Annotated in this window: 25 protein-coding genes and 1 riboswitch; of the genes, 20 read left to right on the forward strand and 5 right to left on the reverse strand. The window is 69.7% G+C overall.

Going from position 1 to position 23,058, the window contains the following annotated elements; translation table 11 throughout:
- Positions 1–66: 66 nt before the first annotated feature.
- The 13 genes from ACQ754_RS13005 (at position 67) to ACQ754_RS13065 (ending at position 10,875) form a co-directional block, all read left to right on the forward strand.
- Entirely contained in the window at positions 67–585 is a 519-nt protein-coding gene (locus ACQ754_RS13005; RefSeq protein WP_440997463.1) for an N-acetyltransferase family protein, read from the forward strand.
- Entirely contained in the window at positions 585–1,106 is a 522-nt protein-coding gene (locus tag ACQ754_RS13010; RefSeq protein WP_440997464.1) for a shikimate kinase, read from the forward strand. Before ACQ754_RS13005 ends, ACQ754_RS13010 begins: the two co-directional genes overlap by 1 nt.
- A gap of 65 nt (positions 1,107–1,171) precedes the next feature.
- Positions 1,172–1,636 (forward strand): PaaI family thioesterase, encoded by a 465-nt coding sequence (locus tag ACQ754_RS13015; RefSeq protein WP_440997465.1) that lies wholly within the window; start codon positions 1,172–1,174, stop codon positions 1,634–1,636.
- Positions 1,633–2,436 (forward strand): alpha/beta fold hydrolase, encoded by an 804-nt coding sequence (locus ACQ754_RS13020; protein ID WP_440997466.1) that lies wholly within the window; start codon positions 1,633–1,635, stop codon positions 2,434–2,436. The genes ACQ754_RS13015 and ACQ754_RS13020 overlap by 4 nt, the downstream gene beginning before the upstream one ends.
- 60 nt (positions 2,437–2,496) lie before the next feature.
- Complete coding sequence (metG, locus tag ACQ754_RS13025) at positions 2,497–4,521, forward strand: methionine--tRNA ligase (protein ID WP_440997467.1); 2,025 nt, start codon at positions 2,497–2,499, stop codon at positions 4,519–4,521.
- Between the two features lie 20 nt (positions 4,522–4,541).
- Positions 4,542–5,129 (forward strand): electron transport complex subunit RsxA, encoded by a 588-nt coding sequence (gene rsxA / locus ACQ754_RS13030; RefSeq protein WP_440997468.1) that lies wholly within the window; start codon positions 4,542–4,544, stop codon positions 5,127–5,129.
- On the forward strand, positions 5,126–5,671 hold the full coding sequence (gene rsxB, locus ACQ754_RS13035) for an electron transport complex subunit RsxB (RefSeq protein WP_440997469.1): 546 nt from the start codon (positions 5,126–5,128) through the stop codon (positions 5,669–5,671). The genes rsxA and rsxB overlap by 4 nt, the downstream gene beginning before the upstream one ends.
- Positions 5,671–7,200 carry an electron transport complex subunit RsxC gene (rsxC, locus tag ACQ754_RS13040; RefSeq protein ID WP_440997470.1) on the forward strand — a complete coding sequence of 510 codons (1,530 nt, stop codon included), beginning with the start codon at positions 5,671–5,673 and terminating at the stop codon, positions 7,198–7,200. The genes rsxB and rsxC overlap by 1 nt, the downstream gene beginning before the upstream one ends.
- Positions 7,200–8,228 (forward strand): RnfABCDGE type electron transport complex subunit D, encoded by a 1,029-nt coding sequence (locus ACQ754_RS13045; protein WP_440997471.1) that lies wholly within the window; start codon positions 7,200–7,202, stop codon positions 8,226–8,228. The genes rsxC and ACQ754_RS13045 overlap by 1 nt, the downstream gene beginning before the upstream one ends.
- Positions 8,221–8,961: an electron transport complex subunit RsxG gene (gene rsxG / locus ACQ754_RS13050; RefSeq protein ID WP_440997472.1), complete on the forward strand. Its 741-nt coding sequence runs from the start codon at positions 8,221–8,223 to the stop codon at positions 8,959–8,961. The genes ACQ754_RS13045 and rsxG overlap by 8 nt, the downstream gene beginning before the upstream one ends.
- Positions 8,958–9,638, forward strand: coding sequence for an electron transport complex subunit E (locus ACQ754_RS13055; protein ID WP_440997473.1), 681 nt, complete (start codon positions 8,958–8,960; stop codon positions 9,636–9,638). The genes rsxG and ACQ754_RS13055 overlap by 4 nt, the downstream gene beginning before the upstream one ends.
- Positions 9,635–10,279, forward strand: coding sequence for an endonuclease III (gene nth / locus ACQ754_RS13060; protein WP_440997474.1), 645 nt, complete (start codon positions 9,635–9,637; stop codon positions 10,277–10,279). The genes ACQ754_RS13055 and nth overlap by 4 nt, the downstream gene beginning before the upstream one ends.
- Before the next feature lie 74 nt (positions 10,280–10,353).
- Positions 10,354–10,875, forward strand: a complete 522-nt coding sequence (locus ACQ754_RS13065; protein WP_440997475.1) for a DUF2478 domain-containing protein — start codon at positions 10,354–10,356, stop codon at positions 10,873–10,875.
- A 3-nt stretch (positions 10,876–10,878) separates the two neighbouring features.
- On the opposite strand, the gene ACQ754_RS13070 is transcribed toward ACQ754_RS13065, so the two are convergent.
- On the reverse strand, positions 10,879–12,093 hold the full coding sequence (locus ACQ754_RS13070) for an argininosuccinate synthase (RefSeq protein WP_440997476.1): 1,215 nt from the start codon (positions 12,091–12,093) through the stop codon (positions 10,879–10,881).
- A gap of 67 nt (positions 12,094–12,160) precedes the next feature.
- Positions 12,161–13,543 (reverse strand): sodium:solute symporter family transporter, encoded by a 1,383-nt coding sequence (locus tag ACQ754_RS13075; RefSeq protein WP_440997477.1) that lies wholly within the window; start codon positions 13,541–13,543, stop codon positions 12,161–12,163.
- A riboswitch (TPP riboswitch) is annotated at positions 13,533–13,638 on the reverse strand. Its footprint overlaps the gene before it by 11 nt.
- Before the next feature lie 123 nt (positions 13,639–13,761).
- Between ACQ754_RS13075 and pyrC the strand changes: the two genes are divergently transcribed.
- Entirely contained in the window at positions 13,762–14,823 is a 1,062-nt protein-coding gene (gene pyrC / locus ACQ754_RS13080; RefSeq protein WP_440997478.1) for a dihydroorotase, read from the forward strand.
- Positions 14,824–14,865: 42 nt separating this feature from the next.
- Positions 14,866–15,531, forward strand: a complete 666-nt coding sequence (rnt, locus tag ACQ754_RS13085; RefSeq protein ID WP_440997479.1) for a ribonuclease T — start codon at positions 14,866–14,868, stop codon at positions 15,529–15,531.
- Between the two features lie 324 nt (positions 15,532–15,855).
- On the opposite strand, the gene grxD is transcribed toward rnt, so the two are convergent.
- The gene (gene grxD, locus ACQ754_RS13090; protein ID WP_440997480.1) at positions 15,856–16,182 is read right to left on the reverse strand and encodes a Grx4 family monothiol glutaredoxin; all 327 of its coding nucleotides are present in this window, start codon (positions 16,180–16,182) and stop codon (positions 15,856–15,858) included.
- 188 nt (positions 16,183–16,370) lie between these two features.
- On the opposite strand from grxD, the gene ACQ754_RS13095 reads away from it, so the two are divergent.
- The 3 genes from ACQ754_RS13095 to ACQ754_RS13105 are packed head-to-tail and all read left to right on the forward strand — an operon-like array spanning position 16,371 to position 18,674.
- Positions 16,371–17,642 carry a DEAD/DEAH box helicase gene (locus ACQ754_RS13095; RefSeq protein ID WP_440997481.1) on the forward strand — a complete coding sequence of 424 codons (1,272 nt, stop codon included), beginning with the start codon at positions 16,371–16,373 and terminating at the stop codon, positions 17,640–17,642.
- Positions 17,643–17,658: 16 nt separating this feature from the next.
- Complete coding sequence (locus ACQ754_RS13100) at positions 17,659–18,081, forward strand: acyl-CoA thioesterase (protein WP_440997482.1); 423 nt, start codon at positions 17,659–17,661, stop codon at positions 18,079–18,081.
- Entirely contained in the window at positions 18,078–18,674 is a 597-nt protein-coding gene (locus tag ACQ754_RS13105) for an ACP phosphodiesterase (RefSeq protein WP_440997483.1), read from the forward strand. Before ACQ754_RS13100 ends, ACQ754_RS13105 begins: the two co-directional genes overlap by 4 nt.
- Here ACQ754_RS13105 and ACQ754_RS13110 read toward each other — a convergent pair.
- Both ACQ754_RS13110 and ACQ754_RS13115 read right to left on the reverse strand, forming a co-directional pair.
- The gene (locus ACQ754_RS13110; protein WP_440997484.1) at positions 18,671–20,044 is read right to left on the reverse strand and encodes a sigma-54-dependent transcriptional regulator; all 1,374 of its coding nucleotides are present in this window, start codon (positions 20,042–20,044) and stop codon (positions 18,671–18,673) included. The genes ACQ754_RS13105 and ACQ754_RS13110 overlap by 4 nt on opposite strands.
- Positions 20,041–21,501 (reverse strand): ATP-binding protein, encoded by a 1,461-nt coding sequence (locus ACQ754_RS13115; protein WP_440997485.1) that lies wholly within the window; start codon positions 21,499–21,501, stop codon positions 20,041–20,043. Before ACQ754_RS13115 ends, ACQ754_RS13110 begins: the two co-directional genes overlap by 4 nt.
- A 171-nt stretch (positions 21,502–21,672) precedes the next feature.
- Between ACQ754_RS13115 and ACQ754_RS13120 the strand changes: the two genes are divergently transcribed.
- Together ACQ754_RS13120 and ACQ754_RS13125 are read left to right on the forward strand one after the other, a co-directional pair.
- On the forward strand, positions 21,673–22,026 hold the full coding sequence (locus ACQ754_RS13120) for a DUF4168 domain-containing protein (protein WP_440997486.1): 354 nt from the start codon (positions 21,673–21,675) through the stop codon (positions 22,024–22,026).
- Positions 22,027–22,340: 314 nt separating this feature from the next.
- Entirely contained in the window at positions 22,341–22,991 is a 651-nt protein-coding gene (locus tag ACQ754_RS13125; protein WP_440997487.1) for an invasion associated locus B family protein, read from the forward strand.
- The last annotated feature ends 67 nt before the right edge of the window (positions 22,992–23,058 follow it).

Below are 23,058 nucleotides of genomic sequence, written 5' to 3' on the forward strand. Positions count from 1 at the left end.
CCCGTAACCGAGGCCGCGAACGACCTCGCGGCACGAAACGAGACCGAGCATCGAGCGATTGCCGCCATGACCGACCTCCCCTCGACCGGCACCGGCACGTGCCTGCGATTCGCCAAACCCGCGGACACCCCGACGATACTGGCCTTCATCCGCGAGCTGGCGGACTACGAGGACCTGGCGCACGAGGTGGTGGCCGACGAGGCACGCCTGCGGGAGACGCTGTTCGGCGCCCGCCCCTATGCCGAGGTGCTGCTTGCCGAGCGCGATGGGCGGCCCGCCGGCTTCGCGTTGTTCTTCCACAATTACAGCACCTTCCTCGCCCGCCCCGGGATCTACCTCGAGGACCTCTACGTGCGGCCCGCGCAGCGCGGGGCCGGTGTCGGCGCCGCGCTGCTCGGGCGGTTGGCGGCACTGGCGGTGGAGCGCGGCTGCGGACGGCTGGAGTGGTCGGTGCTCGACTGGAACACCCCGGCCATCGGCTTCTACGAGGGTCTCGGCGCCCGCGCCCAGGACGAATGGCGGGGTTTCCGCCTCTGCGGCGAGGCCCTGGAGCGACTGGCCAAGCGGCATCAGGGAGCGGGGTAATGGCGATGGCACGCAGCAACGTGGTCCTCATCGGCATGCCGGGGGCGGGCAAGAGCACCATCGGCGTGCTGCTGGCCAAGCGCCTGGGCAAGGCCTTCGTGGACACCGACGTGCTAATCCAGCAACGCGAGGGCCGCAGCCTCCAGGAGATCGTCGACTCCGGGGGCGCCGAGGCATTACAGACCATCGAAGCGCGGGCCCTGTGCGAGCTCGACGCCCACGACCACGTCATCGCCACGGGGGGGAGCGCGGTCTACAGTGATGCCGCTATGGCCCATCTCCGGCGCGATGGCATCATCGTCTACCTCTCCGTGCCCTGGACGGAGATCGACGAGCGCATCCACAACCTGGACAGTCGTGGCATCGCCCGCCGGCCGGATCAGAGCCTCTACGACGTCTACCAGGAGCGGGTGCCCTTATACCGTCGCGCCGCCGACATCACCGTCGACTGCGATGCGCTCTCCCAGCACGAGTGCATGGAGCGGGTTGCGAAGGCCGTGTTGCGGGGCGACGAGGAATGAGCCGGACAACCGATCAGGCCCCGGTTGCACTGACGTAACGTCACCCGGATAAGATCGCCGATAACTTGGCGGACGAGGCCGCGGCAAGGGAGGACGAGGTGGACGAGCAGGCCTTCAACCGCGCGGAGATCGAGCGGATCTTCTCCGACGCCCCGTTCATCCGCACCCTGGGACTCACCCCGGAACGGGTGGAGCGGGGCCGCTGCGTAACGCGCATCGAGCTCGCCGAACACCACCAGCAGCAGGACGGTTACGTGCACGCGGGCGTGCAGGCCTCCATGGCCGACCACAGCGCCGGCGCCGCCGCCGGGACCCTGGTGGCCGAGGGCCAGTTGGTGCTCACCGCCGAGTTCAAGATCAACCTCCTACGCGCCGCCGCCGGCGACTGGCTACGCTGCGAGGCCGCCGTCCTCAAGCCGGGACGCTCGCTGATCGTGGCGGAATCGGAGGTCTACTGCGGTGACACCCAGCGCGAGCGGCTGGTGGCCAAGGCCACCGTCACCCTCGCGGTGGCCGAGAAGGGCCGATGATGGCGACGGCGCCAGAGACCCTATGGCTCTCGGTCCATGGCCGCACCCTGCGGGCCGCGGCGTGGCGCAGGGACGCGCAGTGGCAGAGCGCACGCCCTGTGCTGGTGTTCCTGCACGAGGGGCTCGGCTGCATCGAGTTCTGGCGGGACTTTCCGGCAAGGCTGGGAGCTGAGCTGGCCCTGGACGCCTTCGCCTGGGACCGCCTCGGCTACGGCGGCTCCGAACCCCTCGACGAACCGCGTACCCCCGCCTATCTGCACCATGAGGCCCATGACTGGATGCCCGCGGTACTGGATGCCGCGGGGATTGAGGACGCCATCCTCATCGGCCACAGTGACGGCGGCAGCATCGCGCTGCTCTATGCCGCGCGGTTCCCCGTACGCGCGTGCATCACCATGGCGGCCCATGCCTTCGTCGAGGCGCACACCCTGGCCGGCATTGCGGCGGCCGACCGCGCCTTCGCGGAGACCGATCTGGCGAAGAAGCTGGCGCGCTATCACGGCGACAAGACCGAAAGCATCTTCCGCGCCTGGGTGGACACGTGGCAGCACCCCGATTTCCGGGACTGGAACATCGAGGCGGAACTCAGCGGCATTCAGGCCCCCACACTGGTCATGCAGGGCGCGTCAGACGAGTACGGGACCACGGATCAGGTACACCGGATTGCCGCTGCCTGCTCCGCTCCGACGCAGACCGCTCTGGTCCCGGACTGCGGACACACCCCTTACCGGGAACGACCGGAAGAAGTCCTTGAGGTGATGACCGGGTTCCTGCGCCCCCTGCTGGCCAGGCCGTTGTAACAACCGCCCGCGGCCATCTGGCATAATCGCGGGTCCCTGTCGACAGCGGCGAACCTCCGTATGACCCGAAAGATCCTGGTGACCAGCGCGTTGCCCTATGCCAACGGGCCCATCCATCTCGGCCACCTGGTGGAATACATCCAGACCGACATCTGGGCGCGCTTCCAGCGGCTGCGCGGCAACGAGTGCTACTACGTCTGCGCCGACGACGCCCACGGCACGCCGATCATGCTCAAGGCCCGGGAACAGGGCACCACGCCGGAGGAGCTCATCGAGCGCATGGGCGCGGCGCACCAGCGCGACTTCGCGGGCTTCGGGATCGCCTTCGACAACTACTACACCACCCACAGCGAGGAGAATCGCCACTTCTGCGAGCTGATCTACGAGCGCCTGCGCGATGCCGGCCACATCGAACGGCGCACCATCACCCAGGCCTACGACGAGCGCGAGGGCATGTTCCTGCCCGATCGCTACATCAAGGGCACCTGCCCGAGCTGCGGCGCCCCGGACCAGCATGGCGATAACTGCGAGGCCTGCGGCGCGAGCTACTCGCCGGACGAGCTCCGTGACCCGGTCTCGGTGATCTCCGGCGAGCGGCCGGTGGAGCGGGAATCCGAGCACTATTTCTTTCGACTGCAGGACTTCGAGGGCATGCTGCGGGACTGGGCCGCCTCGGGGGCGCTGCAGGAAGAGATGGCGAACAAGCTCCAGGAGTGGTTCGACGAGGGCCTGCGGGCCTGGGACATCTCCCGGGACGCCCCGTACTTCGGCTTCGAAATCCCGGACGCCCCGGGCAAGTACTTCTATGTCTGGCTCGACGCCCCGATCGGCTACATGGCCAGCTTCAAGGACCTCTGCGAGCGCGAGGGCATCGATTTCGAGCGGTTCTGGGCGGCGGACTCGGGCGCCGAGCTCCATCACTTCATCGGCAAGGACATCGTCTACTTCCACGCCCTGTTCTGGCCGGCGATGCTCCACGGCGCCGGCTTCCGCCGACCCACCACCGTGAATGCCCACGGCTTCCTCACCGTCGACGGCCAGAAGATGTCCAAGTCCCGGGGCACGTTCATTATGGCGGAGACCTATCTACGCCATTTGAACCCCGAGTACCTGCGCTACTATTTCGCCGCCAAGCTCGGGGCCAACGTTCACGACCTGGACCTCAACCTGGAGGACTTCAGCCAGCGGGTGAACTCCGACCTGGTCGGCAAGCTTGTCAATATCGCCAGCCGCTGCGCGGGCTTCATCACCAAGCGCTTCGACGGCCGGCTCGCCACGACCCTCGACGCCCCGGAGCTCTACCGGAAGTTCACCCAGGCCGGTGAACACATCGCCGACCTCTACGAGCGTCGTGAATTCTCGCGGATGGTGCGCGAGGTCATGGCGCTCGCCGATGAGGCCAACCAGTACATCGACGAGCAAAAGCCCTGGGTCATCGCCAAGGCCGGCGACGACGAGCCACGCCTGCAGGCCATCTGCACCCAGGGCATCAACCTGTTCCGGGTGCTCGCCATCTACTTAAAGCCCGTGCTGCCACGAATGGCCAGCGAGGCAGAGGCCTTCCTCGCCCTGCGGGAGCAGCGCTGGACCGATGCCCGGGAGCCGCTGCTCGGCCACACCATTAACCGCTTCAAGCCGTTGATGACCCGCGTCGAGCCGCAACGCATCCAGGCGATGATCGACGAATCCCGGGAGAGTCTTGCCCCCACGGGCAGTCAGGATCGAACGACCGGGGAGCTGGAGGGCCACCCTATCGCCGAGGAGATCGACATCGACACCTTCTCCGCGGTGGACCTGCGGGTGGCGGAGATTATCGCCGCCGACCAGGTGGAGGGCGCCGACAAACTGCTGCGCCTGACCCTGGACCTGGGCGGCGAGCGGCGCACGGTCTTCGCGGGGATCAAGGCCGCCTACCACCCCGAGGATCTGGTCGGCCGGCTCACGGTGATGGTGGCCAATCTGAAACCACGGAAGATGCGCTTCGGCACCTCCGAAGGCATGGTACTGGCCGCCGGCCCCGGCGGTGAGGCGCTATGGCTGCTTTCGCCGGACTCCGGCGCCCGGCCGGGGATGCGGGTGAAGTAGGCCACGGCGGGACTCGACCCATGAGTGAGCTGGCGCTGATCCTGGTCTCCACCGTGCTAGTGAACAACTTCGTGCTGGTGAAGTTCCTCGGGCTGTGCCCGTTCATGGGGGTCTCCCGCCGGGTGGAGCCGGCGGTGGGTATGGCCGCCGCCACCACTTTCGTGCTCACCCTCTCCTCGGTGGCGAGCTATCTGATCAACACCTACCTGCTGGTGCCGCTGGGCCTCGAGTATCTCGAGATCATCGCGTTCATCCTCGTGATCGCCGCGGTGGTACAGTTCACCGAGCTGCTCGTGCGCCACACCAGCCCGGTGCTCCACCAGGTGCTGGGCATCTTCCTGCCGCTGATCACCACCAACTGCGCGGTGCTCGGCGTCGCCCTGCTCAACGTCCGGCAGGCCCACGACCTGGTGGAATCGGCGCTCTACGGCCTGGGGGCCGCCGGCGGCTTCTCCCTGGTGCTGATCCTTTTCGCCGGGATGCGCGAGCGCCTGGAGCAGGCGGACGTTCCCGCGCCGTTCCGCGGCGGCGCCATTGCACTGGTCACTGCGGGGCTGCTGGCACTGTCGTTCATGGGCTTCAGCGGCATGGTCAGCGCCGGGGGATGAGCATGTGGGCAGCACTGGCGGTCCTCGGCGGCCTCGGGCTGATCTTCGGTGCCCTACTCGGCTACGGCGGGGTGCGGCTGCGTGCCAACGAGGACCCGCTGGTGGCGCGCATCGACGCCCTGCTGCCCCAGACCCAGTGCGCCCAGTGCGGCTATCCGGGCTGTCGCCCCTACGCCGAGGCCATCGCCCGCGGCGAGGCGCAGATCAACCAGTGTCCCCCCGGCGGTGAGGCGACGGTGTCCGCCCTGGCCGAGCTGCTCGGCCGCGACGCCCCGCCCCTGGACCGGGAACGCGGCGAGGCACCGACGGTGCCCCTGGTGGCCTGGATCGACGAAGACCTCTGCATCGGCTGCACCAAGTGCATCCACGCCTGCCCGGTGGATGCCATCGTCGGCGCCCCCCAGTGGATGCACACGGTCTTGCGCGCGGAGTGCACCGGCTGCGAGCTCTGCGTCGAGCCCTGCCCCGTGGACTGCATCCACATGCAACCGGCCCGCCAGGGCATCGAGGCCTGGCGCTGGCCCGTGCCGGAAGGGCAATAATGAAGGCGGCACCCTATCGCTTCCCCGGCGGTCTGCGCCTCGATGGCGCACGCACGATCTCTACCGGCCGCCCGGTCCGCCCCCTTCCGCTGCCCGGCGAGCTCGTGCTGCCCCTCGGGGAGGCGGTGGGCACGCCGGGGCGGGCGGTGGTCGCCGCCGGCGACCGGGTACGTGCCGGCACGGTGATCGCCGACGATCCCGACTCCCCCACTGCCCCCCTCCATGCGCCGGTCTCGGCCACCGTGACGGCCATCGAGCCGCGCCCGGCGCCCCATCCCTCCGGCAAGGCGGTCGTTGCCATCGTGCTCCGCGTCGATCCGGAGCAGGGCCCGCCACTGCGCCAGCCACCGCTGGATTGGCAGCGAACGGAGCCCGCCGCGCTATGCGAGCGCATCCACGAGGCGGGCATTGCCGGCCTCGGCGGCGCCGCCTTCCCCACCGCCGCCAAGCTGGCCGCGGCGGGGGAGCGAGTGCACACCCTGGTGCTCAACGGTGTCGAGTGCGAGCCCTGGATCAGCTGCGACGACATGCTGCTTCGCCACCGGGCCGAAGAGGTGGTCGAGGGCGGCCGGATCCTCGCCCGGATCTGCGGGGCGACGCGCTGCCTGCTCGCGGTGGAGGAGGACATGCCCGAGGCCCGGGCCGCGGCGGAGGCGGCGGCCGGCGCCGATGTCGAGGTGGTCACCGTGCCGGCCCGCTACCCCGCCGGTGGCGAGCGCCAGCTCATCCAGGCACTGACCGGCGAGGAGGTCCCCGCCGGCGCCCTGCCGCCGGCGCTCGGCCTGCTCTGCCAGAATGTGGGTACCGCCGCCGCCGTCTGCCGCGCCGTCCGTAACGGCGAGCCGCTGACCCGGCGCTATGTCACGGTCACCGGCGACGCCGTCACCGAGCCCCGGGTCCTGGACGCGCCCCTCGGGGCCAGCTTCGCGGCGTTGCTCACCGCCGCCGGGGGCACGGAGGGACTGGACCGGCTGATCATGGGCGGACCGATGATGGGCTTCGCCGTCGCCGAGGAAGGGGTGCCGGTGGTCAAGGGCACCAACTGCGTGCTCGCCGCCACGCGGGCGCTGTTCCCGCCACCGGCACCGGCGATGCCCTGTATCCGCTGCGGCGCCTGTGCCGAGGCCTGCCCCGCCTCCCTGCTGCCCCAGCAGCTCTACTGGTATGCCCGTGCCGGCGACCTAGAGCAGCTTGCCGGCCACCACCTCGAGGATTGCATCGACTGTGGGGCCTGCGCAGCGGTCTGCCCCAGCCATATCCCCTTGGTGCAGTATTTCCGCCATGCCAAGGGCGAGATGGCGGCAGCCGAGGAGGCCCGCATCCAGGCAGAGAAGGCCCGAGCCCGGTACGAGGCGCGCCAGCGCCGCCTCGCCCGCGAGGCCGAGGAGCGCGAACGCCGCCGGGCGGAGAAGCGGGCACGGCTGCGCGGCAGCGGCGAGGGCGACGACCGCAAGGCAGCGGTGGCGGCGGCGCTGGCCCGCCGGCGTCGGCGCAAGGCGGATACGGGAGACGAGGAGCCGCGGGGCTGATGGCCCTGCGCCTCGCCCCTCCCCCCCATCTACGCCCCCCGGACAGCGTGGGGACGACCATGCGCCGGGTGCTCTATGCGCTGGTGCCGGCCACGGCCACCCACGTCGCCTTCTTCGGTGCCGGTGTCCTGTGGCAGATCATGGCCGCCGTCACCACGGCCCTGGCCATCGAGGCCGTCATGCTGCACCTGCGCGGCCGGCCGCTACGGATGTTCCTCAGCGATGGCAGCGCCGCGGTCACCGCGGTGCTCCTGGCGCTGAGCATCCCCCCGCTGGCGCCCTGGTACCTGGTGGTGGTGGGTACTGCCTTCGCCCTGGTCTTCGCCAAGCATCTCTATGGCGGTCTCGGATACAACCTGTTCAATCCGGCGATGGTCGGCTACGTGATCCTGCTCATCGCCTTCCCCCAGGAGATGAGCCGCTGGCCGGCGCCTTCGGGGTTGCTCGACGGCGCGCCGGGCCTGCGGGCGGCGTTGGGGATCATCCTCAACCCGGCCGTGGATGCGGTCACCGCGGCCACGCCGCTGGATGCGGTCCGCACGGGCCTGGCACAGGCGCGCACCCTGGCGGAGATCCGAGAGGGGCCCCTTTGGGGCTCCCTGGGTGGTCAGGGCTGGGTGGCGCTCAACCTCGCCTTCCTGGTGGGAGGGCTCTACCTGGTGGTGAGCCGTACCGCGGACTGGCGCATCCCCGCCGGCGTGCTCGCCGGGATCGCCGTGCCGGCGGCGGCGCACTGGCTGGCGGACCCGGGCAGCCACCCTGGTGTCACCTTCCACTGGCTGAGCGGGGCGACCATGATCGGGGCCTTTTTCATCGCCACCGACCCGGTCACCGCGGCCACCACCCGCCGGGGCCGGTGGCTCTTTGGCGCCGGTATCGGGGTGCTGGTCTGGTTGATACGCACCCACGGCGGCTATCCGGATGCGATGGCCTTCGCCGTGCTGCTCATGAACGCGGCGGCACCCCTCATCGATACCTATACCCGCCCGCGTCCCTATGGCCACCGCAGTGGGGGCGGTGATGAGTGACCACCCTGCGCGAGCCAGCCTGGTCGCTGCCATCGTACTGGCCACCTGTGCCGCCACGGGGGCGGTACTGCTCGCCCTCACTCATCGCGTCACCGACCCCGCCATCGAGGCCAACCGCGAGGCGGCGGTCCGCCACCGCCTCGCCGATGTGCTGCCGGAGGGCCCCTTCGACCGACCGGTCACCCGCGATACCCTTACCGTTCGCGCCCCGGACGCCCTGGGCACCGACGAGGCCCTGACCGTCTATCGCGCCTACCGTGACGGCGAGCCCGTGGCGGCGGTGCTCACCGCCGTCGCCCCGGACGGCTACAACGGCGCGATCCGGCTGCTCATCGGCATCCGCGCCGAGGGCAGCCTGGTCGGTGTGCGGGTGATCGAGCACGGCGAGACGCCAGGGCTGGGCGATCTCATCGAGGCCGAGAAGTCCGACTGGCTCGAACAGTTTCGGGGGCGTCGCCTCGGTGATCCCCCGCAAGGGCAGTGGACCGTGGCCCGGGGCGGCGGTGCCTTCGACCAGATCACCGGCGCCACCATTACCCCGCGGGCGGTGGTCCATGCCGTGCGCCGGGCGCTGGTATACTTCGAGGCCCATCGCGAGGAGCTCTTCGCCCGAGGGGGGAAGCACACCGCCGATTCGCGCGCCGTGCGCGCCCCTACACCGGCACATCCCGGCCGTAGGAGCCTGCCTGCAGGCGAATCTTCGCCGGCACGGCGAAAGGGAGACAGATCATGACACCACCGGATTTCCGGCACATCGTCTCCGATGGCCTATGGCACAACAACGCCGGGCTGGTGCAGCTACTCGGGCTGTGCCCGCTCCTCGCGGTGAGCGCCACCGTGGTCAACGCCCTGGGGCTGGGGCTGGCCACCACGTTGACCCTGCTCGCCTCCAACACCACCGTCTCGCTGATCCGGCGGTCGGTCCCCAACGCCGTGCGCATCCCCGTGTACGTACTGGTGATCGCCACCTTCGTCACCGTCATCGGCATGCTGATGGAGGCGTACTTCCACGAGCTCCACGGCATCCTCGGCATCTTCATCCCGCTCATCGTCACCAACTGCGCCATCCTCGGCCGCGCCGAGGCCTTCGCCTCCCGCCAACCGGTGGGGGCGGCGGCGATGGACGGACTGGCCACCGGCGCCGGGTTCACGGCCGTGCTGCTGGCCCTGGGCGCGGGACGGGAGCTCGTCGGCCGCGGCACCCTGGGCCACAACGCCCACCTCCTCCTGGGGGACTGGGCACGGGAGCTGACCTTGGTGCTGCCGGGCTATGACGGCTTCCTGCCAGCGCTGCTGCCACCCGGGGCGTTCATCGGGCTTGGACTGCTGCTCGCCGCGCGCAACGTCATCGAGGGCCGGCGCTCCGCCGCCCGCCGCAACCCTGTCACCGCCAAGGAGGCCGCCGCTTGAACCGGGAGAAACGCACCGAGATCTTCCGCCGCCTGGCCGAGACCAACCCCGCCCCCACCACCGAGCTCCACTATGCCACCCCCTTCGAGCTGCTGGTGGCGGTGATCCTCTCCGCCCAGGCCACCGATCGGGGTGTCAACAAGGCGACGGCACGGCTGTTCCCGGTGGCCAATACCCCGGAGGCCATCCTGACCCTCGGGGAGGAGGGACTGAAGGAATACATCAGCTCCATCGGCCTCTATAACGCCAAGGCACGAAACCTCATCAAGGCCTGCGAGATCCTCGTGGAGCGCCACGGCGGCGAGGTACCGCGGGAACGCAAAGCGCTGGAGGCCCTGCCCGGGGTGGGCCGCAAGACCGCAAACGTCATCCTCAACACCGCCTTTGGCGAGCCCACCATCGCCGTGGACACCCACATCTTCCGGGTGGCCAACCGCACCGGCCTCGCCCCGGGAAAGAATGTCCGCGAGGTGGAGGACCGGCTGATGCGCTGGACACCCAAGGAATATCGCAAGGACGCCCACCACTGGCTCATCCTCCACGGGCGCTACGTCTGCACCGCCCGCAGGCCCCGCTGCGGCGCCTGCGTGATCCACGACCTCTGCGAGTTCCCGGAAAAGACGGAATACGCGGGGGAGTAACCCGGGCTGACGCGGATCAAGATCACCGCCGCGGCCCTGTGCTAGTGGTGCTCGCCATGGCAAGAGGTTCAGCAATGGAAGACGATGTGGTGCAGGCGGCGGCCATCCATCGCGGCGACGATGACGATGTCGCCGGGGTGTTCACCGCCGCGGCCGGGATGCTGGCCGCCGAGGGCATCACCGTGCGCGGACTGATCCAGTACCACGAGCGCGACCCCGATGGCCGCCTGCGCCGCCACCTGCGGGTGCTCGGATCCGGGGAGTCGATGCCCATCTCCCAGGTATTGGGACAGGGATCGACCGCCTGCAGCCTGGATACCGCCGCCCTGGCGGAGGCGGCGGCCTGGCTGCGGCGCTTCCAGCAGGAGGCGCCGGGGCTGGTGATCGTCGACCGTTTCGGGCCCCTGGAGGCGAAGGGCAAGGGCTTCGCCTCGGAGCTACTCGGGCTGCTCGCGGCCGGGATCCCCGTGCTCACCTCCGTGCGCGACGACCAGGCCACGGCCTGGGAGGCGTTCACCGGCGGGCTCGCGGAATGGCTGCCGCCGGAGGCCGCCGCGGTCACCGCCTGGGGGCGGGGCGCGGCGCACCGCGGCTGAGCGTCAGCCGCGACGCTTGGCAGCGACCCGCAGGCGCAGGGCGTTGAGCTTGATGAAGCCCTCGGCGTCCTTCTGGTCGTAGGCGCCGGCGTCGTCCTCGAAGGTGGCGATGCTGGCGTCGAACAGGCTATCGGTCTCCGAGGAACGCCCCACCACCGAAACGTTACCCTTGTACAGGCGCAGGCGCACCACGCCGTTGACCGTCTTCTGGGTCTCGTCGATGAGCGCCTGCATGGCCCGGCGCTCGGGGCTCCACCAATAGCCGTTGTAGATGGTCTCGGCATACCGCGGCATGATCTCGTCCTTGAGATGGGCCGACTCCCGATCCAGGGTGATGGACTCGATGGCGCGGCGGGCGCGCAGCAGGATGGTGCCGCCGGGGGTCTCGTAGCAGCCACGGGACTTCATACCCACGTAGCGGTTCTCGACGATGTCGATCCGCCCGATCCCGTTATCCCCGCCCAGCTGGTTCAACCGCAGCAGCAGTGCCGCAGGGTCGATCCGCTCGCCATCGATGGCCACCGGGTCACCGCCCTCGAAGGTAATATCGATCTCGGTGGGCCGGTCCGGGGCCTGCTCCGGGGCCACGCTCCAGCGCCACATGGACTCCTCGGCCGGGGTCCACGGGTCCTCCAGCACACCACCCTCGTAGGAGATGTGCAGGAGGTTGGCGTCCATGGAGTACGGCGAGCCGCCGCCCTCGGTCTTGCCCTCGATGGGGATGCCGTGACGCTCGGCATAAGCGAGGAGCTTCTCCCGGGAGTTCAGGTCCCATTCCCGCCAGGGGGCGATCACCTTGATGCCGGGCTCCAGGCCGTAGTAGCCGAGCTCGAAGCGGACCTGGTCGTTGCCCTTACCGGTGGCCCCGTGGCAGACGGCATCGGCCCCGGTCTCCCGGGCGATCTCGATCTGGCGCTTGGCGATGAGCGGCCGGGCGATGGAGGTGCCGAGCAGGTACTCGCCCTCGTAGATGGCGTTGGCCCGGAACATGGGGAAGACGTAGTCGCGAACGAATTCCTCGCGGAGATCGTCGATGTAGACCTCGCGCACCCCGAGCTGTTCGGCCTTGGCGCGGGCCGGCTCGAGCTCCTCGCCCTGGCCGAGATCGGCGGTAAAGGTCACCACCTCGCAGTTGTAAGTCTCCCGCAGCCACTGCAGGATCACCGAGGTATCCAGCCCACCGGAGTACGCGAGCACCACCTTTTTCACATCACTCATCGCGGGAACGCCCCTGAAAATCCCAGTTCGAAACGACCGGCTATGATCGGATGGCCACCCCGACAAATCAAGGGCGCCGCCCCGGGGCGATCGCGGCGACCAGTAGGCTCACCAGCGCGGAGGCAATGAGTGCGCCGGCGAAGGGGCCGAGAGTGGGCACGCCGTCCGGGAAGCTCGCGGCCAATGGCCCGCCGACGACGCTACCGGTGCTCACCCAGCCGGGGATGACGGCCCCCACGAGCCCGGCGAGGGCCCCGGCCACCGCCGCGGCGGGACCCATACGCGACCACAGCCCCAGGAACACCGGCACCACCGTGGTGGCACAGAGCAGATCGGCGATGAGGAAGAGCCGCAACACCGAGATCCCCTGCAGGGCGATGGCCACCACCGGGATCATCAGGGCGACGGTAACCCCCCGTGCCACCGCGAGGGAGAGCCCGCGCCCGCGGCCCTCGGTGACCAGCAGCGAGGCCAAGCCGTTCTGCAGCGTATCCACCGAGGAAGCCACCAGGGTCACCGCCAGGACCAGCGCGGGCACGGTCAGCCAGGCCGGGGCCTCGGCGAGGAGCGCGAAGAACGGCACCGGCGGCTCCCCCAGGGGCAGTCCCGCCGCGGCGGCGTAGAGGCCCAGGCCACCGATCACCGCCACCACCACGATGGTGGTCACGCCACCGAGCAGCGCGCCGCGTCCCAGCGCCGCACCATCCCGCGCCGCCCACACCCGCTGCCAGTAGCCCTGGTGAAATAGGTTCGCGGCGGTGACGGCGATGACCAGCGCCGCCGCCACCCCCAGGGCATCGGCCACGGGCACCGCGGGGAGGCTCAGCGCCCCAGCGTCTCCCTCCCCTGCCTTTGAGACCGCCACGCCGGCCACCAGCGCCACCAGCGCCAGCAGCAGCCACGCCTGCCAGCGGTCGGTGACCAGGCTCGCCCGAAGCCCGCCGAGGGCGGTGTACGCCAATGTTGCCGACGCGACACCGATCACTGCTGCCCAGCCGGGGATACCGGAGAGCATGCCGGTGATGGCACCGATGGCGGTGAGCTCGGCGGCCAGGAAGCAGAGCATATACAGCGCCGATATGAAGGCCACCCAGCGGCGCACCCCCTGGCCGTAGACGCTGGCGGCAAACTCGCCGATGCTGCGGCCCGCGGGCAACCGCCGTCGCATGGCCGGCCCCCAGAGGCCGAGGACGAAGAACGGCAGTGCTGAACCGAGGGCGTAGCCACCCAGGGCCACCGGCCCCACGAACGCCCCCACCTCCGGCGGCGCGAACAGGATCCAGGCACCCATGCCGGAGGCCAGGAAGGACAGGCCAATGACGCGGCCGCCCTGGCTGTTGCGGGCGGTCACATAGTCGTCCAGGCCGCCGTGGACGTAGCGGGCGCGCACGCCCAGCCAGGTGAACACGGCCAATGCCGCCACGACGACAACGAGGGTAAGAAGGGACATGTCGCGCTTCCTCCGCCGGTATGACCCGGTTCAGGTTCCAGGGTCTGCGCCACTGCGCACTCTCAGCCCTGTATAGGGCTCCCCTGGCGACTGTGAATGGTTTGTCGAGGCACAAGTCTGCCGCCACGAGGGGTGGGCTGGCAACCCAGTGGGCGGCACACGACCGACAGCGAGCCGTTACAATGGCCACCACATTCGCGCGTGCACGGGGAACGGGATTGGACAGTATCACCCTTACGCGGCCGGACGACTGGCACCTCCACCTCCGCGACGGCGAGGTCCTCGCCGACGTGGTCCCGGCCTCGGCGCGTCAGTTCGGCCGGGCCATCATCATGCCCAACCTCACCCCGCCGGTGACCGACGTGGACGCAGCCGAGGCCTACCGCCGCCGCATCCTCGAGCAGGTACCACCGGGCAGCGGCTTCACCCCGCTGATGACCCTGTACCTCACCGACAACACCACGGGGCAGATGGTGGAGGCGGCCGCGGCGAGCGGGGCCGTCCATGCCGTAAAGCTCTATCCCGCCGGTGCCACGACGAACTCGGATTCCGGGGTTACCGATCTCGGCCGCTGTGATGAAGCCCTCGCCGCCATGGCCGCGGCGGGACTGCCGCTACTCGTCCACGGTGAGGTCACGACGTCGGGGGTGGACATCTTCGACCGCGAGCGGGTGTTCTTGGAGGAGCGCCTCGCGCCGCTGCTCGAGCGCCATCCCCAGCTGAAGGTGGTGCTCGAGCATGTCACCACCGCCGCTGGGGTGCGGTTCGTGGAGCAGGGGCCGGAACGGCTGGCCGGTACCCTCACCGCCCACCACCTGCTGCTCAACCGCAACGACCTGTTGGTGGGCGGCATCCGCCCGCACCACTATTGCCTGCCGGTGCTAAAGCGCGAGACCGACCGCGAGGCGCTGCTCGCGGCGGCCACCTCCGGCAACCCCAAGTTCTTCCTCGGCACGGACTCCGCCCCGCATCCCCGCAGCGCCAAGGAGAACCCCTGCGGCTGCGCCGGGATCTACACCGCCCCCTACGCCCTCGCGCTGTACGCGGAGGCCTTCGAGGCGGCCGGGGCACTGAATCGACTGGAGGGCTTCGCCGCCCACCACGGCCCGGACTTCTACGGCCTGCCACGCAACGGCGAACGGATCCGGCTGGTCCGTGACCCGGAGCCCGTCCCCGAGGACCTGCCCCTGGGCAGCGGGCGGATCGTCCCCCTGCGGGCCGGGGGCCGGGTCGCCTGGCGGCTGGCCGACGAGGGCGAAGGGCCGGTGGGGCGTGTATGATGGGCGACCCCAAACCCCGCGAGCAGCACTGACGGAATCACCGTGAACCGTAACGCCCCCGACGCCGGCACCGTGCCCCATCGCCCCATCGCCAACCGCTTCCGGTCATTCCTGCCCGTGGTGGTGGATATCGAAACCGGCGGTCTGAACGCCGCCACCGACGCGGTGCTCCAGATCGCCGCGGTGATCGTACGCGCCGATGATAAGGGGCTGCTCTACCCCGCGGAGACCCACACCACCCACGTGGAGCCGTTCGAAGGCGCGAACCTGGACCCCAAGTCCCTGGAGTTCAACGGCATCGACCCGGATCATCCGCTACGCATGGCCAAACCCGAAGAGCAGGCCCTGCGCCAGGTTTTCAAACCGGTACGCCAGGAGATCCGCGAGACGGGTTGCACCCGCGCGGTGCTGGTGGGCCACAACGCCTGGTTCGATCTCGGTTTCCTCAACGCCGCGGTGGAGCGGACCGGCATCAAGCGCAACCCCTTCCACCCGTTCTCCTGCTTCGACACCGCCACCCTGGCGGGGCTGGCCTATGGCCAGACCGTGCTCGCCCGCGCGGTGAAGGCCTCCGGTGCCGGCTGGGACGGCCGCGAGGCCCACTCGGCGATCTACGACGCCGAGAAGACCGCAGAGCTGTTCTGCGCCATCGTCAATCGCTGGGACGAGCTCAACGGGTTCCCGGATTACGGGGCCTTGGCGCGCTAGTAAACCGCCCGCCAGCGCGCGGCGCATACGGGCGAGCCGGCGACGACCCCGCTACCAGAGGCCAACCCGAAAGGACCCGCCGCTCGCCGGTACAAATCCGCGGGTTACCGCACAGTCCGTCGGTGGGGCGGGAATCCGGCACGGGAGCGTCGGCGGCCAGGGATGGCCGCCGTCGAGCGTACAGGGAGGTGTTCACAGCGTCTCCCGTGACGGATTCCCGCCCCGCCGACGGTGACCAACACAATCAGCCCTGGCCGTACCGCGGGCGCCGCGGGACCGGCCCCGGTGCCGACGGTACGCCGGTCTGCTGCCGGAACGTAGGGCTCAGGCCTGGCTACCGGTGGCCTCCTCCACCAGCTTCTGGAGATCCCCGGACTCGTACATCTCCAGGATGATGTCGCAGCCACCCACCAACTCGCCGTTGACGTAGAGCTGGGGGATGGTCGGCCAATCACCGAACTCCTTGACCCCCTGGCGGATACCCTCGTCCTCAAGGACGTTGACGTAGGCGAATTCCTTGCCGCAGCCGGCCAGCGCCTGGGATGCCTTCATGGAGAACCCGCACTGCGGAAACTGCGGGGTGCCCTTCATGTACAGGATGATCGGATTGCTTTCCACCTGCTCGCGGATGGTGCCCTGGATATCGCTCATAACCTACTTCCTCGCGTGCCCGTGAACGGGTCAGTATCGTATGTCAGCCACATCTTATCGCTACGGCCGGGCCCAAATACACCGATCGGGCGCGGGGTTTTCCGCCCGCCCGCCGGTGCCCCTACATCGATGCCTCTCCCAAGTGCCGCGGAAATCCGTTATCCTGCGGCGGCATGGAAAATGACCATTTGACCGAAACAACGTTCCGTTCGCTAGGGCTCCACGAGTCCCTGCTCCTGGGCCTCGACGAGGCCGGATTCAGCCACTGCATGCCCATCCAGGAGTCCACCCTACCGCTGGCGCTGAAGGGCCGCGACGTGGCCGGCCAGGCCCAGACCGGCACCGGCAAGTCCGCCGCCTTCCTGCTGGCCACCATGCACTACCTGATGACCACGCCGGTGGCCGCGGACAAGACCGGCCCGTGGGCGGTGATCCTCGCCCCGACCCGGGAGCTGGCGTTGCAGATCCACCGGGACGCCGAGAAGCTCGGCTACTTCACCGGTATGGAGTTCGCCTGCATCTACGGCGGCACCGGCTACGAGAAGCAGCGCCGGCGCCTCGAGGAAGGGGTGGACATCCTCATCGGCACCCCGGGGCGGATCATCGACTTCTACAAGCAGCGGGTGTTCACCCTGGACAACGTGGAGGTCGCCGTCCTCGACGAGGCCGATCGCATGTTCGACATGGGTTTCATCTCCGATATCCGCTTCCTGCTGCGACGGATGCCGCCCCCGGAGAAGCGCATCAACATGCTCTTCTCGGCGACGTTGTCCCAACGGGTCAAGGAGCTGGCCTGGGAGCACATGAACGACCCGGATACCGTGGAGATCGAGCCCGAGCAGATCACCGCGGAGAAGGTCAACCAGAAGCTCTACCACGTGGAGAACAACCAGAAGATCGGGCTGCTGCTGGGGGTGCTGCGCAGCAAGGACGTGACCCGGACCATGGTCTTCGTCAACACCAAGCGCACCGCCGACCGGGTCACCGGCTATCTGCTGGGCAATGACATCAACACCGCCGTGCTCTCCGGGGATATCCCCCAGAAAAAGCGCGAGGAACTGCTCAGCGCCTTCCAGAAGGGCGAGCTGCCGGTGCTGGTGGCCACCGACGTCGCCGCCCGCGGCCTGCATATCCCCGGCGTCTCCCACGTGATCAACTACGACCTGCCCCAGGACGCCGAGGACTACGTCCACCGCATCGGGCGTACCGCGCGGGCGGGGGAGAAGGGCGACGCCATCAGCTTCGCCTGCGAGAGCTACGTCTACTCGCTACCCGACATCGAGGCCTTCATCGATCAGAAGATCCCCTCGGAGCTGGCCCCGCCGGAGCTCATCGTCGAGGACATCAAGCCCGCCAAACGGGTACAGAATCAGCGCCGCAGCGGTCCGCCGCGCAATGGCGGACGTGGCGGCGGCCGGCGGCGCAGTGGCGGCAACCGCCCCACGGCACCGCAGGGCTGAAACGGAGGGCGAAGCAGTGAGCGAGAAGAGCCTGCTCGCCGAGAGCGAGTTCCCGGTGCGCTGGGGTGATCAGGACGCCCTGGGCCACGTGAACAACACCGTGTACTTCCGCTATTTCGAGCAGGTGCGCATCGACTGGATGCACCAGGTGGGCATCGGCGAGGGCGTCGGCGCGGGCACCGCCACCGGCCCCGTGCTCGTAAACGCCTACTGCGAGTTCCGCCGCTCCATCGTCTACCCGGCCACCGTGCGCGTGCGCATGCTCGCCACCCCGCCGCGGCGCAGCAGCGTGGAGACCTTCTACGAGATCCGCGACGGCGCCGATGCGGAGGTGCTCTACGCCAGCGGCACCGCCCTCATGGTCTGGGTGGACCACCACGCGGGCCACTCCATCCCCATCCCCGAGGCGATCCGCACACTGCTCCCCGCGGCGGAATGAACTTCCTCGCCCACGCCTGGCTCGCCGGCGATGACGATGCGCTGCTCGCCGGGAACCTGATGGGCGATTTCGTCCGGGGCCGCCCGGACCCAGAACTACCGGCCGGCGTCCGCGCGGGCATCCATATGCACCGGCGGGTGGACTGCTTCACCGACGACCATCCCGTGGTCCGCCGGGCACGGCGCCGGTTCCCACCGCACCGCCGTCGCGCCGCAGGCATCATCCTAGACATGGTGTTCGACCATTTCCTGGCCCGCGACTGGGTACGCCTGCATCCCGAGCCCCTGTCGCAGTTCACCGCGCGGGCGTATGCCGCCCTGGAGGCACGGCACGGCCTGCTGCCGCCGCGGCTGGCCCGTCTCCTCCCACAGATGCGGGCCGATGACTGGCTGGCCTCCTATGCCTGCCTGGACAACACGGTGATGGCCCTGGAGCGTATGTCGACGCGCCTGCCCCGGCGCCCGGAGCTGCTCCGGGGCACCGGCGAGGACCTCGCCGCCCTCTATCCCGCGCTGGAGAGGGATTTCCGCGCCTTCCTGCCGGCCCTGGAAGCCTTCGGCGAGCACCAACGCCGGCGGCGCACCCACGGCTAATCCGCGGGCGAGCCCTCGAGCTTGCGGTACAGGGTCTGTCGCCCGATCCCAAGGATCTCGGCGGCGCGGCGCTTGTTGCCGCCCACCGCCTGCATCACGGCGCGGACGTGCTCGCGCTCCACCTCCGCAAGGGGGCGCAGGATAGCGGGCCCACTCTCCCCTTCCCCGGAATCTCGCCCCGCATGGCGCAGCAGCCGCGGGGGCAGGTCCTCCCGGCGGATTCTGCCGTCGCGGCTGAGGGTGACCGCCCGCTCCATGGTGTTGGCGAGCTCGCGGACATTGCCCGGGAACGGGTAGCGGGCCAGCAGCGCCACCACCTCGGGGGCCAGCTCCGGCGTATCGCGGCCGAGTGCCCCGGCGAAGCGGGCGGCAAAGCGGGCGGTGAGCAGATCCAGGTCGTCGCCGCGCTCGCGTAGCGGTGGCACCTCGATCCGGAAGGTCTCCAGACGGTAGAAGAGATCCTCACGGAAGGTGCCGTCGGCCACCGCCGCCTCCAGGTCCGCGTTGGTGGCCGCCACCACACGCACATCCACCTGCTCCTCGTGCTCGGCGCCCACGGGGCGGAAGCGGCCGTCTTCCAGCACCCGGAGCAGCTTGGCCTGGAGGGGGGCCGGCATCTCCCCGATCTCGTCGAGGAAGAGGGTGCCGCCGTCGGCGGCCCGAAACAGCCCCTCCCGGGCCCGCTGTGCCCCCGTGAAGGCACCGCGGACGTGGCCGAAGAACTCGCTCTCGAGCAGATCCGCCGGCACCCCGGCGCAGTTGACGGCGACGAAGGGCCCCTCCGAGCGGCCACTCTCGGCGTGCAGCGCCCGGGCCACCAGTTCCTTGCCGGTACCGCTCTCCCCGGTGATCAGCACCGAGGCCCCCACGGCGGCGATGCGGCGGATCACGTCAAACAGCGAGAGCATCGCGTCGCTGCGGCCGATCATGCCGTGGAAATCCGAGCCCTCGCGCGCCGCGGCCTCCATCTCCGAGACCCGGCGCAGCAACCGGCGGTGGGCCAGCGCCTTTTCCACGCTGACCAGCAAATGATCGAAATCCAGCGGCTTGGTCAGGAAGTCGTCGGCGCCGCGCTTGAGCGCGTCCACGGCCTGGCGGATGCTGCCGAAGGCGGTGATGGCGACGAAGGCGACCAACGCGCCATCCTCACTGGCGCGGACCCGCTCGAGCAACCCCATCCCGTCCTCTCCAGGGAGCCGCAGGTCGCTGACCACCAAATCGACGCCGCCGGTGGCCAGTCGCTGCCGGGCCGCCTCGGCGCTGGCCACGGACTCCGCCGCCAGCCCCGCTTCGGCGAGCTCGTCGACGATCAGTCCGGCCAGCGCGGCATCGTCCTCCACCACGAGCACCCGAGCGCCGTCGCCACTCATGCCCCCTCCTCGCTGGCTGCCGGGATCTCGAGCACCACCCGGGCACCGCCGAGCCATCCGGGATCCTCGAAGGCCACGGCACCGCCATGGGCCTCGGCGATGCCATGGACCACCGAGAGCCCGAGACCGGCCCCCTCCCCGGTGGGCCGCGTCGAGTAGAAGGGCTCGAAACAGCGCCCCCAGAGGGCCTCCGCGACCCCGGGGCCATCGTCCTCGATGGCGAACCGCACCTTCCCCTCCCCCGCGGTCACAGAGGCCAGGACCCGCGAGCCGGCATGGTCGGCGGCGTTGCCGAGGAGATAGCCCAGGGCCTGCTCGATCTGACTGGCATCACCGCTCACCCGCGGCGCCGCTTCGTCGGCGCAATCCTGCCGCTCGAATACGAGACCGAGGTGCCGCTCCCGTGCCTGCTGCAGGGCGCGCTCGAGGATCGGCCCGGCGGCAAGGTCGCGACGCCGCGGTGGGGTGTGCCGCGCGAACGCCATGAGCTGCTCGAGGATATCGCTCATGTGACCCACCTGCTCGCGGATGCGGGCGGTGGCCTGCAGGGTGGTTTCTTCATCGCTGCGACGGCTCAGGCGCTGGGCGGTGCCATCGACGACGCTGAGCGGCGTACCCAGCTCGTGGGCCACACCGGCGGCGAATTCCCCCACCACGGCAAGCCGGCGCGACTCCTTCAGGTCGTCGCGCAGGCTCGCCTCCACCGCCTGTCGGTGGGCCACCTCCCGCTCGTTGCGGCGCAGGGCATCGAGCATTCCGTTGACACTGTCGGCGATCCGGCGCAGCTCCAGCGGTCCGGAGGCCACGAGCCGGTGGTCGCGCTCGCCGGCGGCGACCCGGCGCAGACCCTCGAGGAGCCGCTCCACTGGGCGCACCACCACCTGACGATAGCCCAGGAGTATCACGCTGAGCAGCAGCAGGGCGAACCCGCCGATACCGACTGCGCCCCAGACCCGGATCCGCTCGAGGACGTCCTGCATCTCGCTGCGCTGGCGAGTGATCTGCAGCAAGGCCTCGAAACGGCCACCGCGGCCGACCAGGGGCACGAAATAGGCATACACCGGCTCGCCGGCACTGCGGGCATAGCCCTCCCAGTGGACGCGGCTGCGGCGGGCGGCATCGAAGGCCTGCGCCGGCAGCATCCGCTCGGCACCGCGTCCCGCGCCGGCGAGGACCTCGCCGTCGGCGCCGATGACATGGGCCCCGTAGACGCGGCCGAAGGCGAAGGCGGAGTCCAGGGCCTCCTGCAAGGCCCCTTCGCGGTCCCGGCCCAGCGCCCGCGTCAGCGGCGGTTCCAGTGCCCGGGCGATGAGCTGGATATCCTCGCGCAGCCGCCGCTCCGCCGCCTCCTCGACCAGGCTGAGGCTTACGGCCCCGCCGGCGGCCACCAGGGCCACGACGGGTAGCAGCACCATCACCAGCACTGCGCCCCGCAGACCCATGCGTGGGTGTCTCATAGCGATACACCTGTCCCGTTCTGAGCCATACGACCACGGGGGAGACGGTACGGTTCACGGCATCGAAGCCCCCACTGGCCAGCGCATGCCGATGCTGGCATGAGCCATGCAAAGGACAGTAACGGGTAACGACCCGACAGTCATTCGACGCACGAACGCAATGAGGTGATCATGCGACTCAATACCAAGCTCCTTTCCGCCGCCGCTCTCGCCGCATTCCTCGCCGGCGGGTCCGTCCACGCCCAGAACGAGAACCAGCAGGCCGCCGAGCCGGTGAATGACGCCCAGCTGGAGCGCTTCAGCGAGGCCATGGGCGAGATCCAGGAGATCCGCCAGGACTACTCCGGTCAGCTCGAGGGCGTGCAGGACCAGGAGAAGGCCCGCGAGCTTCAGCAGCAGGCCAACGAGGAGATGGTACAGGCGGTGGAGGACACCGGCATGTCCGTGGAGGAGTACAACAACATCTCCCAGCAGCTGCGCCAGAATCCGGAGCTCGCCGAGCGGCTGCAGCAGATGATGGAGTGACCCACGCCGCCGGGGCCGCCCGCCGGCTCCGGCTTCCCTTCCCCTGCCTGCGGCGTCCTTGATGACGAACCACCGGGAGACACTTCCATGAAGGGAGCCTCTGTCGGCGCGCTGGCCCTCGCCTTACCCCCGGCACCGCCCTGCCGACGAGCACTGGTCGCAGATGAACGACAGCGCCCGGGAACGGACTCGCGATCCCTACGCCGAGCTTGCGGACCCCGACGAGGGCGCGTAGGCACGCGAGGGGCCATGTCAGCGGCGCCGGCGTTGCTCTAGACTGTGGCCTTCCCAAACCACGAACCCACTGGAGAGACATGCGATACCGGAATGCTTGGATCGGCCTCGTTGTCCTGCTCGGCCTCGGCCTCGGGGTCGCGCAGGCCCAGGACGAAGGCGGCTTTCTCAACGGCAGCGACAGCGGCGACACCGGAGGCGCCGCGGACGACGATTTCCTGAGCCCCGCAGAGGACGGCGCGGCGGACGGCGGTACGCCCGGCCAGGACGGCATGGCCACGCCACAACGACAGGTCGACCCGGAGGACGTGGAGCGTTTCGACGACTGGGGCGTGCGTTGCGGCCTCGGCGAGCAGGGCCCGCGGGGCGGCTGCGAGATGTTCCAGGGCGTGACCCGTAGTGACAACGACGAGCTGGTCATGCGGGTTGCGGTCGCCTACCCGCCGCGGGAGCAGATCGACGCGCCGGTAGCGGTGTTCCAGCTACCCCTGGGGATCCACCTGCCCTCGGGGGTACAAATGCAGGTCGACGACAACGAGCCCGTGCGCTTTCCCGTCCAGGTCTGCTTCCAGGCAGGCTGCCGCGCCGACATCCCACTGGAGGACGAGCTCCTCAACCAGATGAAACGCGGCACCGAGGCGACAGTGACCATCCGCGGGCCGCGCGGGGAGATCGAGCTGCCACTATCGATGATGGGCTTCACCGCGGCCCTGGATCGGATCAGCTCGTAAACCGTGCCTTGCCCGGCCCCGCCGGGCGGCACGTCCCTGTTACACATCGCTGACGGAACGGGTACCA

The sequence above is a fragment of the Arhodomonas sp. SL1 genome, from assembly GCF_052060015.1.
In the GTDB taxonomy this organism is placed as follows: domain Bacteria; phylum Pseudomonadota; class Gammaproteobacteria; order Nitrococcales; family Nitrococcaceae; genus Arhodomonas.

Excerpts from the sequence above, each read along its gene's own strand:
- ACQ754_RS13020 (WP_440997466.1), top strand. The coding sequence starts at position 1,633 with ATGATGGCGACGGCGCCAGAGACCCTATGGCTCTCGGTCCATGGCCGC.
- grxD (WP_440997480.1), bottom strand. The coding sequence starts at position 16,182 with ATGAGCGATATCCAGGGCACCATCCGCGAGCAGGTGGAAAGCAATCCG.
- ACQ754_RS13055 (WP_440997473.1), top strand. The coding sequence starts at position 8,958 with ATGACACCACCGGATTTCCGGCACATCGTCTCCGATGGCCTATGGCAC.
- rsxA (WP_440997468.1), top strand. The coding sequence starts at position 4,542 with ATGAGTGAGCTGGCGCTGATCCTGGTCTCCACCGTGCTAGTGAACAAC.
- rsxB (WP_440997469.1), top strand. The coding sequence starts at position 5,126 with ATGAGCATGTGGGCAGCACTGGCGGTCCTCGGCGGCCTCGGGCTGATC.
- ACQ754_RS13075 (WP_440997477.1), bottom strand. The coding sequence starts at position 13,543 with ATGTCCCTTCTTACCCTCGTTGTCGTCGTGGCGGCATTGGCCGTGTTC.
- ACQ754_RS13045 (WP_440997471.1), top strand. The coding sequence starts at position 7,200 with ATGGCCCTGCGCCTCGCCCCTCCCCCCCATCTACGCCCCCCGGACAGC.
- ACQ754_RS13110 (WP_440997484.1), bottom strand. The coding sequence starts at position 20,044 with ATGAGTGGCGACGGCGCTCGGGTGCTCGTGGTGGAGGACGATGCCGCG.
- ACQ754_RS13115 (WP_440997485.1), bottom strand. The coding sequence starts at position 21,501 with ATGAGACACCCACGCATGGGTCTGCGGGGCGCAGTGCTGGTGATGGTG.
- ACQ754_RS13070 (WP_440997476.1), bottom strand. The coding sequence starts at position 12,093 with ATGAGTGATGTGAAAAAGGTGGTGCTCGCGTACTCCGGTGGGCTGGAT.
- metG (WP_440997467.1), top strand. The coding sequence starts at position 2,497 with ATGACCCGAAAGATCCTGGTGACCAGCGCGTTGCCCTATGCCAACGGG.
- rsxG (WP_440997472.1), top strand. The coding sequence starts at position 8,221 with ATGAGTGACCACCCTGCGCGAGCCAGCCTGGTCGCTGCCATCGTACTG.
- ACQ754_RS13005 (WP_440997463.1), top strand. The coding sequence starts at position 67 with ATGACCGACCTCCCCTCGACCGGCACCGGCACGTGCCTGCGATTCGCC.
- ACQ754_RS13120 (WP_440997486.1), top strand. The coding sequence starts at position 21,673 with ATGCGACTCAATACCAAGCTCCTTTCCGCCGCCGCTCTCGCCGCATTC.
- ACQ754_RS13125 (WP_440997487.1), top strand. The coding sequence starts at position 22,341 with ATGCGATACCGGAATGCTTGGATCGGCCTCGTTGTCCTGCTCGGCCTC.
- ACQ754_RS13105 (WP_440997483.1), top strand. The coding sequence starts at position 18,078 with ATGAACTTCCTCGCCCACGCCTGGCTCGCCGGCGATGACGATGCGCTG.
- ACQ754_RS13065 (WP_440997475.1), top strand. The coding sequence starts at position 10,354 with ATGGAAGACGATGTGGTGCAGGCGGCGGCCATCCATCGCGGCGACGAT.
- ACQ754_RS13010 (WP_440997464.1), top strand. The coding sequence starts at position 585 with ATGGCGATGGCACGCAGCAACGTGGTCCTCATCGGCATGCCGGGGGCG.
- rsxC (WP_440997470.1), top strand. The coding sequence starts at position 5,671 with ATGAAGGCGGCACCCTATCGCTTCCCCGGCGGTCTGCGCCTCGATGGC.